Below are 14,609 nucleotides of genomic sequence, written 5' to 3'. Positions count from 1 at the left end.
ATGCGCGACATCGCGCCCTCTGGCGCGCCGTCTGGCGATGAGAGACAGTCTCGATAACGACATTTCCGACCGTTTCATGAACATTTCTTCAGGGAGCTATCGTCTTGTCGGCGGCTGAGCGAGAATCCAGCCGATTCGTCAGCCTTGTTGAGGAGAAAACGGATGAAATCAATGGCATGGCTGGTACTGCTGGCTGTCGTATCGGGCGCCCAGGCCGGCGAGGAAGAAAGCACCCCGTGCGACAACGTCGAGACCGACCAGCAGACATTCGCTTGCGCGGCGTTCAACAAGCAGACGGCCGAGCGTGAACTTAAGTCGGCGTATGACGACCTGATACAGCGCATTCGCGACCAGTACGCCGACGAAGGCGACAAGGCAGACGCCTTGGCCGAGCGTATGGAGGCGGCCGAGAAACTGTGGACGCAACTGCGCGATGCCGACTGCAAGGTCGAAACCTATGCCGAGAAACCGGGCAGCAAGGCGTTCGAAGCGGCGTGGAACACCTGCGTGGCACAACGCAGCGATGACCGCTCGGAGTACCTGCAGTCCATCGGCCAGCAGTAAGGGAGTTCCTCGGCAGGAAAGGCTTTCGGCTTATCTGTCTTGACGATCCGAACCAAAGTGCGTCCCCGGCGCCTCACCCGAGGTGCCGATGATGAACTCGATCGGAAACCAAGACATGACCTCTACTATCAGCAAGACCGACATGAACAGCGCCATTGCCGCCCTGAAGAAAGAAGGCGAAGAACGCGCCGTCATGGTTGCCAACACCGTCTGCATCTTTGCCCCGGATGTACCTGCCAGCGTTGCCGAAGACGTGCTCGATGGCATGCGCTTGATGAACCTGTCGGCAAACAAGAAGTTCGACAAGGAAACCCAGCAGCGCGAGTGGTACAACTTCTACAACGACGGCCTGGGCAAGTTCGGCTGGACGCTGACCGGCGCCGCCCATGTCGAGGAAGCAATCGACAAGGACACCCACACGCTGGCCACCCTGGTGCCGCAGATCGTCACCGTCCAGATCGGCGCCAGCCACCGCCTGAGCCGCTGTGTAAAACGCTCCTTCGAAGTGATCGTGCAAACACCCAAGGCGCAGCAACTGCTCGAAGAAAGCAGCGTGAGTGTTTCGGGCAAATCCAGCACCATCCAGATTTCGGCCTGCGAGATGACACCGCAAGGCCTGCCGATCATGCACATGACCAGCGTTCAGCTGAGCTATGACAAGGCCGAGAAAGCCGCAGGGTCCGCTGGCCGCATCATCGACAAGTCGAATACCCGTGTATACCGGGCCTCGCAACAGGGCTCGTTCAGTGTTCGCCACTTCGACGCCATGCGCGAAGCCGTCAGGATGAAGTTGGCCAGCCAGGCGTTCGACATCCTGGCGCTGGAACTCTGACCTGCACCTGGCGCCGCCCAGCGGCGCCAGGCTCCCCTTCCTACGCCTGCAGCGAGGACCACAAGCATGCCCACCAAACTCGCCAACCAACCCTGGGAAGACCTTCATGCCTGCCTGCGCCTGGCGCAACTAGAGGCCAACCAGGCTCACGATCGCCAACAGGATGGCCAGCGCTGGTTCAGCCGTTTTCTGCAGGGCCTGGAGAACAGCGGTGTCGAACTGATCGAACGGACGACGAAAAGCATCAACTGCGTACCCACGGATGCTGTGTTTCAAGACGTCTTCAACGGCTGGATTCCAGCGCCCCAGCGTCGCAACCTCAAGTTCGAGCGGGTTGCCAACGACATACTTAATGGCTTGAAACAGCCAGACCTCGCCCTGCTGCGCAGCACTTCGGCCAGCTCGCACCTGCGCATCGAATTTGACCTAGATGACAGCGGCAGCCCGCTGGCGATCGTCTTCAACCTGTGCTGTTCGACCGACCCGGATGCCCCACGTACGCGCCTTGCCCTGCAACTGGACCACATGGGCGCGAAACTCGACGCCCGGGCTTTCGAGGCGCGACGAGTACAGGTCGAAAACCGCCTCCAGGCGCTTTCTGACCTCGATCAGTTCTAACCAGGCGGCATTGCACGCTCCACGGCTGAGGGTGGTCGCCACCGTGCAAAGGTTAGTCGCAAGAACGCATGGCCCAGAGCATGGGCCGCGTAAAGGATTTCAGTTACTTTTTCACCCTGTTTGGCTTCTGCTCGGTAGACAACTTGGCCGATTCGCTCGATACCTCCTACCGATTGCGCCATGCTCAGCCCCTTAGGCAGCGGATGTTCCTGATACATGTCTGGGACGTTGAACGCCCCTTCATATCTGCCCCGACAACTGCGGTGAGCAGGCACGCCGTAAGTTGGCCCAACAGACCAAAGAGGCCATAAGAAGGGAAGCGCTGCAATAACGCAGAGAGCATTCTCCTTATAACTGCCGGCCTCCACATCCAAATTCACCAAGGTGATTAAAGATGAATGATTCGATTAACAATATTAAAGAAATAGAATTTTTGGAGTTTGTGAACAAAATTTACGTAGTTGACTACCCTAGCGACGAAGCGCACCGTAGCGCTGTGGAGAAGTTTGAGAAACTGTCAGAGCACCCCGCTGGATCAGATCTTCTTTTTTACCCAGAGGAAGGGAAAGATAGTCCTGAGCAAATTGTGGCCGAGGTGAAGGCTTGGCGTGCTGCAAACGGCAAACCAGGATTTGCTCAACCCTAATATGTGCCCCCCCGATCAGTTGTAAAGGCGGTCAAAAAACTAATCGGGGTTCCCACCTCGTCTAACCAAACAAGTTTCCAAGGAGGTGAGAGTTGAACCTCCATGGCTCACGAGGACCAGTCACACCACCCGGGCCAACCGATCCTCCCGCGGACACCGCTCGAACCGTGCCCGGTAGCTGCGTGTAAAATACGACGCCGACTCGAACCCGCACGCCACCGCCACCTCCAGCACACTCATGTCGGTCTGGCGCAATAACTGCCGAGCCTTGTCCAGTCGCAATCGCAGATAGAAGCCACTGGGCGTGTCGTCCAGATGCAAGCGGAACAGGCGCTCCAGTTGCCGCCGGGTCACCTGCACTGCATCGGCCAGCACCTGGCTGTTGAGCGGCTGCTCGATATTTCGCTCCATTTCTCCGATCACCTTCACGAGCTTCTTGTTGCTGATGCCGTAACGGCTCGCGATCTGCATGCGCTGGTGGTCCTGGCGCTGGCGAATGCGCCCGAGCACGAACTGCTCGGACACCTGCACCGCCAGCTCGCTGCCATGGGCCTGGCCGATCAGGTCGAGCATCAGATCGATCGACGCGGTACCGCCTGCGCAGGTGATGCGACGCCGATCAATCTCGAACAGCTCCTGGGTCACCTGCAAGCGTGGATAGCGCTCCTTGAACGCCTCCAGCGCCTCCCAGTGCACGGTGGCGCGGTGGCCGTCGAGCAGGCCGGCCTCGGCCAGCACCACCGCGCCGGTATCGATGCCACCCAGAACCACCCGCTCATGGTCCAGGCGGCGTAGCGCCTGCTGCAGCGCCGGCCCATAACAGGCCAATGGCTCGAAACCGGCGACGATCAGCAGGATGCCACCAGGCTCGCCCGCCGCCAGCGCTGCATCGGCGTTCACCGACATGCCATTGCTGGCCAGCACCGCCCCGCCGTCCAGGCTCAACACCTGCCAGCGATACAACGGGCCCTTGAAGCGGTTGGCCACCCGCAGTGGTTCCAGGGCACTGATGAAACCCATGGCCGAGAACCCGGGCAACAACAGGAAGTGAATGATTTGCGGCATTGCATGCTCCACGGCAAAGGTGGTCGCCTCCGTGCAAATGTTGGTCGCCAGGGTGCGATTTTCCACCCTGACAGCAGCGTAGCTTCTTCATACGACCCAGAGAGGTCGAACCCCAATAACAATATGCACTGCCGATGGAGAGCCACCATGCACAGCTTGATCCGCCGCAGCCTGTTGACCCTTGCCCTGAGCAGCATCGCCACTTCCCCACTATTCGCCGCCGAGCCCGCGGCTTGCAAGAACGTCCGTCTGGGCGTGGTCAACTGGACCGACGTCATCGCCACCAGCGCCATGGCGCAGGTGCTACTCGATGGCCTTGGCTACCAGACCAAGCAGACCAGCGCTTCACAGCAGATCATCTTCGCCGGCATCCGCGACAAGCGCCTGGACATGTTCCTGGGTTACTGGAACCCAATCATGACCCAGACCATCACACCGTTCGTCGACGCCAAACAGGTCAAGGTGCTCGACAAGCCGAGCCTGGAAGACGCCCGCGCCACCCTGGCGGTGCCCAAGTACCTGGCCGACAAGGGCCTGAAGACCTTTGCCGACATCCACAAGTTCGAGAAGGAACTGGGTGGGAAAATCTACGGCATCGAACCAGGCTCCGGCGCCAATACCCAGATCAAGGCGATGATCGCCAAGAACCAGTTCGGCCTGGGCAAGTTCCAGCTGGTCGAGTCCAGCGAGGCCGGCATGCTCGCCGCCGTCGACCGCGCGGTGCGGCGCAACGAGGCAGTGGTGTTCTTCGGCTGGGCACCGCACCCGATGAACGTGAATATCGACATGGTCTACCTGGGCGACAGCCAGGACGCACTGGGCCCGGACGAAGGCCGCGCGACAGTGTGGACGGTGACCGCGCCGGACTACGCCGAACGCTGCCCCAACGCCCACCGCCTGCTGGCCAACCTGAATTTCAGTGCCGAGGACGAGAGCCGCATGATGCAGCCGCTGCTCGACCACAAGGATGCGCTGGAGTCGGCCCGCCAGTGGCTCAAGGACCACCCCGAGGACAAGGCCCGCTGGCTGGAGGGTGTGACCACCTTCGATGGCAAGCCGGCTGCCGACAACCTAAACCTCACTGCCAACTGATCCGGCCCATTCGCGGGTAAACCCGCTCCCACAAGGCATGCACATGCCAGGGGCAACATCGTCCCCTGTGGGAGCGGGTTTACCCGCGAAAAGGCCACCAGACACCACAAGGAACCCCGCCATGAACCACGACGTCATCATCACCTGCGCCCTCACCGGCGCCGGCGACACCGCCTCGAAAAGCCACCTTGTTCCAGTCACCCCCAAGCAGATCGCCGAGTCTGCCGTAGAGGCCGCCAAAGCCGGCGCCACCGTGGTCCACTGCCACGTGCGCGACCCGCAAACCGGTCGCTTCAGCCGTGACGTGGCGCTGTATCGCGAAGTCATGGAGCGCATCCGCGAAGCCGACGTGGACATCATCGTCAACCTTACCGCGGGCATGGGTGGCGACCTGGAAATCGGCCCGGGTGAAACACCACTGGAGTTCGGCGCGGGTACCGACCTGATCGGCCCACTGGAGCGTCTGGCCCATGTCGAAGCGCTGCTGCCGGAAATCTGCACCCTCGACTGCGGCACTCTCAACTTCGGCGACGGCAACTCGATCTACGTCTCCACCCCGGCACAACTGCGCGCCGGCGCCAAGCGCATTACCGAGCTGGGGGTAAAAGCCGAGCTGGAAATCTTCGACACCGGCCACCTGTGGTTCGCCAAGCAGATGATGAAGGAAGGCCTGCTCGAAGACCCGCTGTTCCAGCTGTGCCTGGGTATCCCGTGGGGCGCTCCGGCCGATACCACCACCATGAAGGCGATGGTCGACAACTTGCCGCCAAACGTCACCTGGGCCGGGTTCGGTATCGGTCGCATGCAGATGCCGATGGCCGCACAGGCGGTGCTGCTGGGCGGCAACGTGCGGGTGGGCCTGGAGGACAACCTTTACCTGGACCGTGGCGTGCTGGCCAGCAACGGCCAGTTGGTCGAGCGCGCGGTGGAAATCATTTCGCGCCTTGGCGCCCGTGTGCTGACCCCGGCCGAAGGCCGGGAAAAGATGAACCTCAAACGCCGCTGACACCTTCAGGAGCTCAACATGACCTTCATCACCGAGATCAAGACCTTCGCCGCGCTGGGTAGTGGCGTGATCGGCAGCGGCTGGGTCGCGCGCGCCCTGGCCCACGGCCTGGACGTGGTCGCCTGGGACCCGGCGCCAGGCGCCGAGCAGGCCTTGCGCAAGCGCATCGCCAACGCCTGGCCGGCATTGGAAAAACAAGGCCTGGCACCAGGAGCATCACAAGACCGCCTGAAGTTCGTCGCCACCATCGAGGAATGTGTCCGCGACGCCGATTTCATCCAGGAAAGCGCCCCTGAGCGCCTGGACCTGAAGCTCGACCTGCACGCAAAGATCAGCGCCGCCGCCAAACCCGACGCGATCATCGGTTCCAGCACCTCGGGCCTGCTGCCCAGCGAGTTCTACGAGTCGGCCACCCACCCCGAGCGCTGCGTGGTCGGCCACCCGTTCAATCCTGTGTACCTGCTGCCGCTGGTGGAAATCGTCGGTGGCAACCGCACCGCCCCCGAAGCCATCGAAGCGGCCCGGACCATCTACACCGCCCTGGGCATGCGCCCGCTACACGTACGCAAGGAAGTGCCCGGGTTCATCGCCGACCGCCTGCTCGAAGCGCTGTGGCGCGAAGCACTGCACTTGGTCAACGACGGCGTGGCCAGTACCGGCGAGATCGACGATGCCATCCGTTTCGGTGCCGGCTTGCGCTGGTCGTTCATGGGCACGTTCCTCACCTACACCCTGGCCGGTGGTGATGCGGGCATGCGTCACTTCATGGCCCAGTTCGGCCCGGCGTTGAAACTGCCCTGGACCTACCTGCCGGCGCCGGAACTCACCGACAAGTTGATCGACGATGTGGTCGAAGGGACATCCGTGCAACTGGCGGATCGCAGCATCGCCGCGCTGGAGCGCTATCGTGATGACACCCTGTTGGCAGTGCTGGAAGCGGTAAAGACCAGCAAGGCCAGCCACGGTATGGCTTTCGGCGACTGAGGAGACCGCGATGCCCGCACTGATCACCTACCGCACCCCGGTCCAGGAGGACTGGGTCGACTACAACGGGCACCTGCGCGATGCCTACTACCTGCTGATCTTCAGCTACGCCACCGACGCGCTGATGGAGCGCATCGGCCTGGATGCCGACAGCCGCGGCCAGAGCGGTAACTCGCTGTTCACCCTGGAGGCGCACATCAACTACCTGCACGAAGTAAAGCTGGGCACCGAGGTATGGGTGCAGACGCAGATCATCGGCTTTGATCGCAAGCGCCTGCATGTCTACCACAGCCTGCACCGGGCAGGGTTCGCCGAAGCGCTGGCGACCAGTGAGCAGATGCTGCTGCATGTGGACCTGGCGGGGCCGAGGTCGGCACCGTTCAGTGAGCGTAGTGTCGAGTTGCTGCAAGGGTTGGTGGATGAGCAGCAGGATGTGCCCCCGGCTGAGTTCGTCGGACGGGTGATGGGTTTGAACACCCGATCCTGAACAAAACTGCGTACCCTGTGAGAGCGGGTTCACCCGCGAATGCGATGGTGAAGCTACCGACGCATTCGCGGGTGAACCCGCTCCCACAGAGGCATGCATGCCTGCAAGTATTGAGCAAGACAGTGAGCCAACAGCGGTGGCGGTGTTGCTCCGGGCAAAAAAATAACCCCGGAAAGCCGTGAGCATCCGGGGCCAAGAGCGAGCAACATCCACTGTACACGAACGAGGGTGACCAAACCCTCCGTTGCGGCAGATGGCTTGAGTTTGCGCACTTCCCGAACACTGGATTTAGCCGTAAACGACCTGTTCTTAGCCAAAGCAGCCATGGCGCCATTCTGTTGTTGCGGGCATGTCGCCGGCGTCACAGAATCGGTCGTAAATCACAGCAGCACTCTCTTAGCGATAAAAGGGACAACAGCCATGATGCATGCGGATTTGATTGACCAGGACGATCTGGCAGGCCACCTGCGCGCGCGCGGGTTCGAGATTCCGGCCGGCGCTACTGCCGAGCAGGCGTGCGAAGCGGTGGTGCGTGGGTTGACCGAGCCCAATGCACGGGCGCTGAAGGGGATGGTGGAGCAGATGTATACTGGTAGTGCGACGATCCTGCCGGCGGTGCGCCAGGCCATCGACAAACAGCTGTTGCCGGCGTTGGCGCAGTTCAACAAGCGCGGCTGATTCGTTTTCCTGTACTGGCCTCTTCGCGGGTAAACCCGCTCCCACAGGTATCGCACCGCTTTTGAATCCGGTGCAGTACCTGTGGGAGCGGGTTTACCCGCGAAGAGGCCAGTGCTGTTTCAGAGCCTTACACTGGCAAAGGTCGACTCGTTGCGCGCCTGGCTCAGGGCCGCCATCGGCCCGCTGTGCGGCGACAGGGTCATGGCCTGCGGGATCGGCATCATCGCCACCTGCTGCGCGGTGTTGGAGCCCACGCGCTCGTCACGCGGCGGAATGCCGAAATACTCGCGGTAGCATTTGGAGAAGTGCGGGGTAGACACGAAGCCGCACACCGACGCCACTTCGATGATCGACATCGGCGTCTGCTTCAGCAGCTGCCGGGCGCGGATCAGGCGCAGCTTCAGGTAGTAACGCGACGGCGAACAGTGCAGGTACTTCTGGAACAGGCGCTCGAGCTGCCGGCGCGATACCGACACGTATACCGCCAGTTCGTCCAGGTCGATCGGCTCTTCGAGGTTGGCCTCCATCAGCGCAACGATTTCCTGCAGCTTCGGCTGGTTGGTGCCAAGCATGTGCTTGAGCGGCACGCGCTGGTGATCCTGCTCGTTGCGGATGCGCTCGTAGACGAACATTTCGGAGATCGCCGCCGACAGTTCACGGCCGTGGTCGCGGCTGATCAGGTGCAGCATCATGTCCAGCGGCGCAGTACCGCCGGAGCTGGTGAAGCGGTTACGGTCGAGGGTGAACAGGCGGGTGCTCATGTTGACGCGCGGGAAAGCCTCTTGCATCGCGGCCAGGCATTCCCAGTGCACACTGCAATCGAAACCATCCAGCAGCCCGGCACAGGCCAAGGCCCAGCTGCCGGTGCATACCGCGCCCAGGCGGCGCGACTGGCGGGCCTGGGTTTGCAACCAGGTGACATGCTCGCGGGTGACACTGCGCTGGATGCCCACGCCGCCGCAAACAATCACGGTATCGATGGGAGGCGCACTGTGCATCGCGGCGTCAGGGGTTATCTGCAAGCCATCGCTGGCCCACACCTGTCCACCATCGGCGGTGAGGGTGTGCCAGCGGTACAGCTCGCGGCCGGACAGCTGGTTGGCCATGCGCAGCGGCTCGACGGCCGACGCCAGGGAAATCAGGGTGAAATTGTCCAATAGGAGAAACCCGATGGACTGGGGGGCTGTGCGGTTCTGGGTTGGGTTCCCGGAGGTGTACGACGTCATCGCGATTTCTCCTCACACAAATGCAGGGGGTGCCTCAGGCGAGCACTGATTTCTTGTTATGTATGGCCCCGGTTTCATGTGTGGGGGCCTTGGTACCAATCTCTACGCAAACGCCGTGCCTGAAGTTGAACGGCCATCCAAAAAAACCTGAAAACGACGCCTTTGTTAGGCAAATCAGGTGCTTTGATCGAGTTGGTCAATCATCGTAGAACGGGCGTGCTAGGCGGTGTGCGTGGAATGGCTGAGCAATTTGGTGACACGCGCAGTGTAGGATGCCCAGAAACGACACTCTTGAGTGTCACCGACAATGCCCGCACTGATTACGACACCCGACGATTGGTATGCGTCGCACTGCACCATAAGGATGCATTGGGGGGGCTGTGCTGCACCTGCGTCAAACTCAAGGGCCTCTTCACGGTTTCACCCGCGAAGAGGCCCTTGAGGTCCGGTCAAGCTATCAGCACTCGATCGCGCTGACCGCCAAACCACCGCGCGAAGTCTCTTTATACTTGTCGTGCATGTCGGCCCCGGTATCGCGCATGGTGCGGATCACCTGGTCGAGGGAAATGAAGTGCTCGCCGTCACCACGCAGGGCCATCTGCACAGCGTTGATGGCCTTGACCGCGGCAATCGCGTTGCGCTCGATGCACGGAACCTGCACCAACCCACCGACCGGGTCGCAGGTCAGGCCCAGGTTGTGCTCCAGGGCGATCTCGGCAGCGTTCTCCACCTGTGGCGGGGTCGCGCCCAGCACTTCGGCAAGCCCCGCCGCTGCCATGGCGCAAGCCGAACCGACTTCCCCTTGGCAACCCACTTCGGCACCAGAGATCGAGGCGTTCTTCTTGCACAGGATGCCCACCGCGGCAGCACCGAGGAAGAAGTCGACCACGCTGGACTCGTCCACCGCATCGCTGAAGCGCATGTAGTAGTGCAACACCGCCGGGATGATGCCCGCCGCACCGTTGGTCGGTGCGGTAACCATACGCCCGCCGGCAGCGTTTTCTTCATTGACCGCCAAGGCGAACAGGTTGACCCACTCCATGGCGCTCATGGTCGAGCCGATCACGTTGGGTTTGCCGATTTCCTGCAGGCTGCGGTGCAGCTTGGCGGCGCGGCGGCGCACGTTCAATCCGCCGGGCAGCGTGCCTTCGTACTTGAGGCCGTTGTTGACGCATTCCTGCATGGCTTCCCAGAGCTTGTGCAGGCCGGCGCGGATCTCTTCCTCGCTGCGCCAGACCTTCTCGTTGGCCATCATCAATTGCGACACGCTGAGGTCGTTTTGCTTGCACAGGCGCAGCAGTTCGGCAGCGCTATTGAAATCGTAAGGCAGCACCGTCTGGTCAGCATCCAGCACGCCGCTGGCGGCCTGGGCGGCATCGACCACGAAGCCGCCACCCACCGAGTAGTAGGTGTCGCGGTGCAGCTCGCCCTGTTCGCCTTCGGCAACCAGGGTCATGGCGTTGGGGTGGTACGGCAAATTCTCGTCCAGCAACAGCATGTCGCGGGCCCAGACGAATTCGATGGGCAGGCGGCTGTCCAGCTGCAGGGTGTTGGTTTCGCGCAGGTCGGCTATACGCGGCACGATCTGGGTCGGGTCGATGGCGTCAGGCCATTCACCCATCAAGCCCATGATGATGGCATTGTCGGTGCCGTGCCCCACACCTGTGGCCGACAGCGAGCCATACAGGCGCACTTCGATCCGCTTCACACGTTCCAGCTCGCCGCGTTCGCGCAGGCCCTGGACGAACAGGGCGCCAGCACGCATGGGGCCTACGGTGTGGGAGCTGGAGGGCCCGACACCGATCTTGAACAGGTCGAACACGCTGATGGCCATTGTCGAATCACCTCTTGCTGGGCTTGTCTCTGCGCGCCATGCGCAGGGCGGGGCAACTGCTAGGCTGAAGCAGCGGGCCGCCTTGAATGCACGCATCATCGGGCTTTTACCAACCCCCTCGCCGTCTGCAACCGACGTACTTTTGTCCAGCAGCGCCGCGCTGTTTTCAACCGGGGAGCTGCCCTTGCCACGCCGCTTTACGGCGGCCTGGTGACGTAAAAATGCGGCTGAGGGGGTGGAAAAATCCATAAACGACATCGCCCATACTGGATACGACCCGTTCCGTACTGGTTACGACCCCACCAGTAGGCGATTGCCCGGCGCTGGAGGATTATCGAAAGCGACTCGTAAAGCACGGCCACGCATCCTGCCCTCTGCAGGCCTGGTCGACCGGACCCTGAGAAAGCCCGGCGACCCACGCGAACCCGAAGACAAAATCACAGGAGTCCATCCATGAAAGGTTCACCCTCGCTGTTGCTGGTTGCGTTGCTGTCCGCGCCTTTGCTGGCCCAGGCCGCCGAACCCGAGCAATGCCAGACGGTACGGTTCTCGGATGTCGGCTGGACCGACATCACGGTCACTACCGCGACCACCAGCGTTGTGCTCGAAGCACTGGGTTACAAGACCCACACCACCATGATCTCGGTACCGGTGACCTACAAGTCGCTGGCCACCGGCAAGGACCTGGACGTGTTTCTCGGCAACTGGATGCCGACCATGGAGAACGACATCAAGCAGTATCGCGACGCCGGCACCGTGGAAACCGTGCGCGCCAACCTGGAAAACGCCAAGTACACCCTGGCCGTGCCCCAGGCGCTGTATGACAAGGGCCTGAAGGATTTCAGCGACATTCCCAAGTTCAAGCAGGAACTGGACGGCAAGATCTACGGCATCGAGCCCGGCAACGATGGCAACCGCACCATCCAGAGCATGATCGACAAGAACGCCTTCGGCCTGAAGGACGCCGGATTCAAGATCGTTCAGTCCAGCGAGGCCGGCATGCTGTCGCAGGTCGACCGCGCGCAGAAACGCGGCGAGGCCATCGTGTTCCTCGGCTGGGAACCGCACCCGATGAACACCCGCTTCAAGATGCAGTACCTGACCGGCGGAGACGAATTCTTCGGCCCCGACTTCGGCAAGGCGACCGTATTGACCAACACCCGCAAGGGCTATGTGCAGGAGTGCAGCAACGTTGGCCAGCTGTTGAAGAACCTGTCGTTCGAGCTCAAGGATGAAAGCACCATGATGGGCTATGTCCTGGACGACAAGATGAAACCCGAGGCGGCTGCCAAGAAGTGGCTCAAGGACAACCCTGGCAAACTGGATGCCTGGCTGGCCGGCGTAACCACCGTGGATGGCAAACCCGGCCTTGAGGCGGCCAAGGCCAAGCTGACGCAATAACGAAATACGCAATAGCGCTACCTCGGGGCAGGACCGTGCCTGCCCCGGGTTGAGTTCAATCTATGCAGGTGGAAGCTCGCTATCATGCTTATCGATCAGAAAATACCCCTGGGCCAGTACATCGCGTCGTTCGTCGAGTGGCTGACCCAGAACGGCGCGAATTACTTCGACGCCATCGCGCAAGGCCTGGAGTTCATGATCCATGGCGTAACCAGTGCCCTGACTTTCTTCAATCCGTTCGTGCTCATCGCTCTGTTCGCCGCCCTGGCGCATTTCATCCAGCGCAAGTGGGCGCTGACCGCATTCGTCGCCCTGTCGTTCCTGCTGATCCTCAACCTGGGTTACTGGCAGGAAACCATGGAAACCCTGGCGCAGGTCACCTTCGCCACGGTGGTTTGCGTGGCCATCGGCGTGCCACTGGGCATCGTCGCCGCGCACAAACCGATGTTCTATACCGCCATGCGCCCGGTACTCGACCTGATGCAGACGGTACCTACCTTCGTCTACCTGATCCCCACCCTGACCCTGTTCGGCCTGGGTGTGGTGCCGGGGCTGATCTCGACAGTGGTGTTTGCCATCGCCGCGCCGATCCGTCTCACGTATCTGGGCATCTGCGACGTCCCGCAGGAGCTGATGGATGCCGGCAAGGCATTTGGCTGCTCACGGCGCCAGCTGCTCACCCGTATCGAACTGCCGCACGCGATGCCAAGCATCGCCGCCGGCGTTACCCAGTGCATCATGCTGTCGCTATCGATGGTGGTGATCGCCGCCCTGGTCGGCGCTGACGGCCTGGGCAAACCTGTGGTCAACGCACTGAACACCGCCGATATTTCCCTGGGCTTCGAAGCGGGCCTGGCGATCGTGCTGCTGGCGATCATGCTCGACCGTATCTGCAAGCAACCGGACCTGCCGGTAAGGGGTGAAGCATGAGCATCATTCGTTTCGAAGACGTCGACGTCATCTTCTCCAACAAGCCGCGCGAAGCGCTGGCGCTGCTCGACCAAGGCCAGACCCGCGAGCAGATTCTCAAGCAGACCGGCCTGGTGGTGGGTGTCGAGAAGGCCAACCTGGATATCCAGAAGGGCGAGATCTGCGTGCTGATGGGCCTGTCCGGCTCGGGCAAGTCGAGTTTGCTGCGCTGCATCAACGGCCTCAACACCGTCAGCCGCGGCAAGCTGTTCGTCGAGCACGAAGGCAAGCACATCGATATTGCCCACTGCACCCCGGCCGAACTGAAGATGATGCGCACCAAGCGCATTGCCATGGTGTTCCAGAAATTCGCCCTGATGCCCTGGCTGACGGTGCGCGAGAACATCAGCTTTGGCCTGGAAATGCAGGGCCGCCCCGAGAAGGAACGGCGCAAGCTGGTAGACGAGAAGCTCGAACTGGTGGGCCTGACCCAGTGGCGCAACAAGAAGCCGGACGAACTGTCTGGCGGCATGCAGCAGCGTGTGGGCCTGGCCCGGGCGCTGGCGATGGATGCCGACATCCTGCTGATGGACGAACCGTTCTCGGCACTGGACCCGCTGATCCGCCAAGGGCTGCAGGACGAGTTGCTTGGCCTGCAGGCCAAGCTGAGCAAGACCATCGTGTTCGTCAGCCACGACCTGGACGAGGCACTGAAACTGGGTAGCCGCATCGCCATCATGAAGGACGGGCGGATCATTCAGTACAGCAAGCCGGAAGAGATCGTGCTCAACCCGGCCGACGAGTATGTGCGTACCTTTGTTGCCCATACCAACCCACTGAACGTGCTGTGCGGGCGCAGCCTGATGCGCAGCCTGGACAACTGCAAGCGGGTGAACGGTTCGGTGTGCCTAGACCCCGGCATCGACTCGTGGCTGGACCTTGGCGAAGGCGGCTCGATCAAGCGCGCACGCCAGGGGCAGAACGGGCTTGACCTGCAAAACTGGGCACCAGGGCAGGATGTGGAGCTGCTGGGCCGCCGCCCAACGTTGGTAAATGCCGATATCGGCATGCGCGAGGCGCTGCAGATTCGTTATCAGACCGGCAACAAGCTGGTGTTGCAGGATAACGACAAGGTGGTGGGGATACTTGGGGATACCGAGCTTTATCACGCATTGCTCGGCAAGAACCACGGCTGATGCCATTGGGGCCGCTTTGCGGCCCTTTCGCGACACAAGGCCGCTCCTACAGGGGAACGCATATCCCTGTA

The 14,609-nt window shown here is 61.6% G+C and carries 15 protein-coding genes; 12 read left to right on the top strand and 3 right to left on the bottom strand.

The features are described 5' to 3' along the window. Positions 1 to 162: 162 nt before the first annotated feature. The 4 genes from MJ643_RS03745 (at position 163) to MJ643_RS03730 (ending at position 2,660) form a co-directional block, all read left to right on the top strand. The gene (locus tag MJ643_RS03745) at positions 163 to 564 is read left to right on the top strand and encodes a lysozyme inhibitor LprI family protein (RefSeq protein WP_013970506.1); all 402 of its coding nucleotides are present in this window, start codon (positions 163 to 165) and stop codon (positions 562 to 564) included. Positions 565 to 679: 115 nt separating this feature from the next. Next, positions 680 to 1,396, top strand: coding sequence for a hypothetical protein (locus MJ643_RS03740; RefSeq protein WP_230397048.1), 717 nt, complete (start codon positions 680 to 682; stop codon positions 1,394 to 1,396). A 66-nt stretch (positions 1,397 to 1,462) separates the two neighbouring features. Further along, on the top strand, positions 1,463 to 2,014 hold the full coding sequence (locus tag MJ643_RS03735; protein ID WP_013970504.1) for a hypothetical protein: 552 nt from the start codon (positions 1,463 to 1,465) through the stop codon (positions 2,012 to 2,014). Between the two features lie 394 nt (positions 2,015 to 2,408). Continuing rightward, positions 2,409 to 2,660, top strand: coding sequence for a bacteriocin immunity protein (locus MJ643_RS03730; RefSeq protein ID WP_038408553.1), 252 nt, complete (start codon positions 2,409 to 2,411; stop codon positions 2,658 to 2,660). 120 nt (positions 2,661 to 2,780) lie between these two features. On the opposite strand, the gene MJ643_RS03725 is transcribed toward MJ643_RS03730, so the two are convergent. Then, positions 2,781 to 3,725, bottom strand: a complete 945-nt coding sequence (locus MJ643_RS03725; protein ID WP_208209536.1) for a GlxA family transcriptional regulator — start codon at positions 3,723 to 3,725, stop codon at positions 2,781 to 2,783. A 147-nt stretch (positions 3,726 to 3,872) separates the two neighbouring features. On the opposite strand from MJ643_RS03725, the gene choX reads away from it, so the two are divergent. The 5 genes from choX (at position 3,873) to MJ643_RS03700 (ending at position 7,972) form a co-directional block, all read left to right on the top strand. Next, the gene (gene choX, locus MJ643_RS03720; protein ID WP_013970502.1) at positions 3,873 to 4,817 is read left to right on the top strand and encodes a choline ABC transporter substrate-binding protein; all 945 of its coding nucleotides are present in this window, start codon (positions 3,873 to 3,875) and stop codon (positions 4,815 to 4,817) included. A gap of 121 nt (positions 4,818 to 4,938) precedes the next feature. Then, complete coding sequence (locus MJ643_RS03715) at positions 4,939 to 5,823, top strand: 3-keto-5-aminohexanoate cleavage protein (protein WP_024088001.1); 885 nt, start codon at positions 4,939 to 4,941, stop codon at positions 5,821 to 5,823. 18 nt (positions 5,824 to 5,841) lie between these two features. After that, a complete protein-coding gene (locus MJ643_RS03710) occupies positions 5,842 to 6,807 on the top strand; it encodes an L-carnitine dehydrogenase (RefSeq protein WP_013970500.1) in 966 nt (321 codons plus the stop codon). A gap of 10 nt (positions 6,808 to 6,817) precedes the next feature. Continuing rightward, positions 6,818 to 7,294 (top strand): thioesterase family protein, encoded by a 477-nt coding sequence (locus MJ643_RS03705; protein WP_013970499.1) that lies wholly within the window; start codon positions 6,818 to 6,820, stop codon positions 7,292 to 7,294. Positions 7,295 to 7,714: 420 nt separating this feature from the next. Then, the gene (locus tag MJ643_RS03700) at positions 7,715 to 7,972 is read left to right on the top strand and encodes a hypothetical protein (RefSeq protein WP_003257487.1); all 258 of its coding nucleotides are present in this window, start codon (positions 7,715 to 7,717) and stop codon (positions 7,970 to 7,972) included. 119 nt (positions 7,973 to 8,091) lie between these two features. On the opposite strand, the gene MJ643_RS03695 is transcribed toward MJ643_RS03700, so the two are convergent. Both MJ643_RS03695 and MJ643_RS03690 read right to left on the bottom strand, forming a co-directional pair. After that, positions 8,092 to 9,198: a GlxA family transcriptional regulator gene (locus MJ643_RS03695; protein WP_015268639.1), complete on the bottom strand. Its 1,107-nt coding sequence runs from the start codon at positions 9,196 to 9,198 to the stop codon at positions 8,092 to 8,094. Positions 9,199 to 9,655: 457 nt separating this feature from the next. Then, a complete protein-coding gene (locus MJ643_RS03690) occupies positions 9,656 to 11,032 on the bottom strand; it encodes an L-serine ammonia-lyase (protein ID WP_013970497.1) in 1,377 nt (458 codons plus the stop codon). Positions 11,033 to 11,485: 453 nt separating this feature from the next. Between MJ643_RS03690 and MJ643_RS03685 the strand changes: the two genes are divergently transcribed. The 3 genes from MJ643_RS03685 to choV all read left to right on the top strand — a co-directional run bounded on the left by MJ643_RS03685 (position 11,486) and on the right by choV (position 14,538). Beyond that, entirely contained in the window at positions 11,486 to 12,433 is a 948-nt protein-coding gene (locus MJ643_RS03685) for a choline ABC transporter substrate-binding protein (RefSeq protein WP_003257486.1), read from the top strand. 81 nt (positions 12,434 to 12,514) lie between these two features. Further along, on the top strand, positions 12,515 to 13,363 hold the full coding sequence (choW, locus tag MJ643_RS03680) for a choline ABC transporter permease subunit (protein ID WP_169774667.1): 849 nt from the start codon (positions 12,515 to 12,517) through the stop codon (positions 13,361 to 13,363). Further along, complete coding sequence (gene choV / locus MJ643_RS03675; protein WP_003257485.1) at positions 13,360 to 14,538, top strand: choline ABC transporter ATP-binding protein; 1,179 nt, start codon at positions 13,360 to 13,362, stop codon at positions 14,536 to 14,538. The genes choW and choV overlap by 4 nt, the downstream gene beginning before the upstream one ends. Positions 14,539 to 14,609 lie beyond the last annotated feature (71 nt).

The sequence above is a fragment of the Pseudomonas sp. PNPG3 genome (assembly GCF_023093815.1).
Lineage (GTDB): Bacteria > Pseudomonadota > Gammaproteobacteria > Pseudomonadales > Pseudomonadaceae > Aquipseudomonas > Aquipseudomonas asiatica.
Note: the sequence above shows the minus strand (reverse complement) of the source record. Positions and strands in the feature narration are given on the sequence as shown.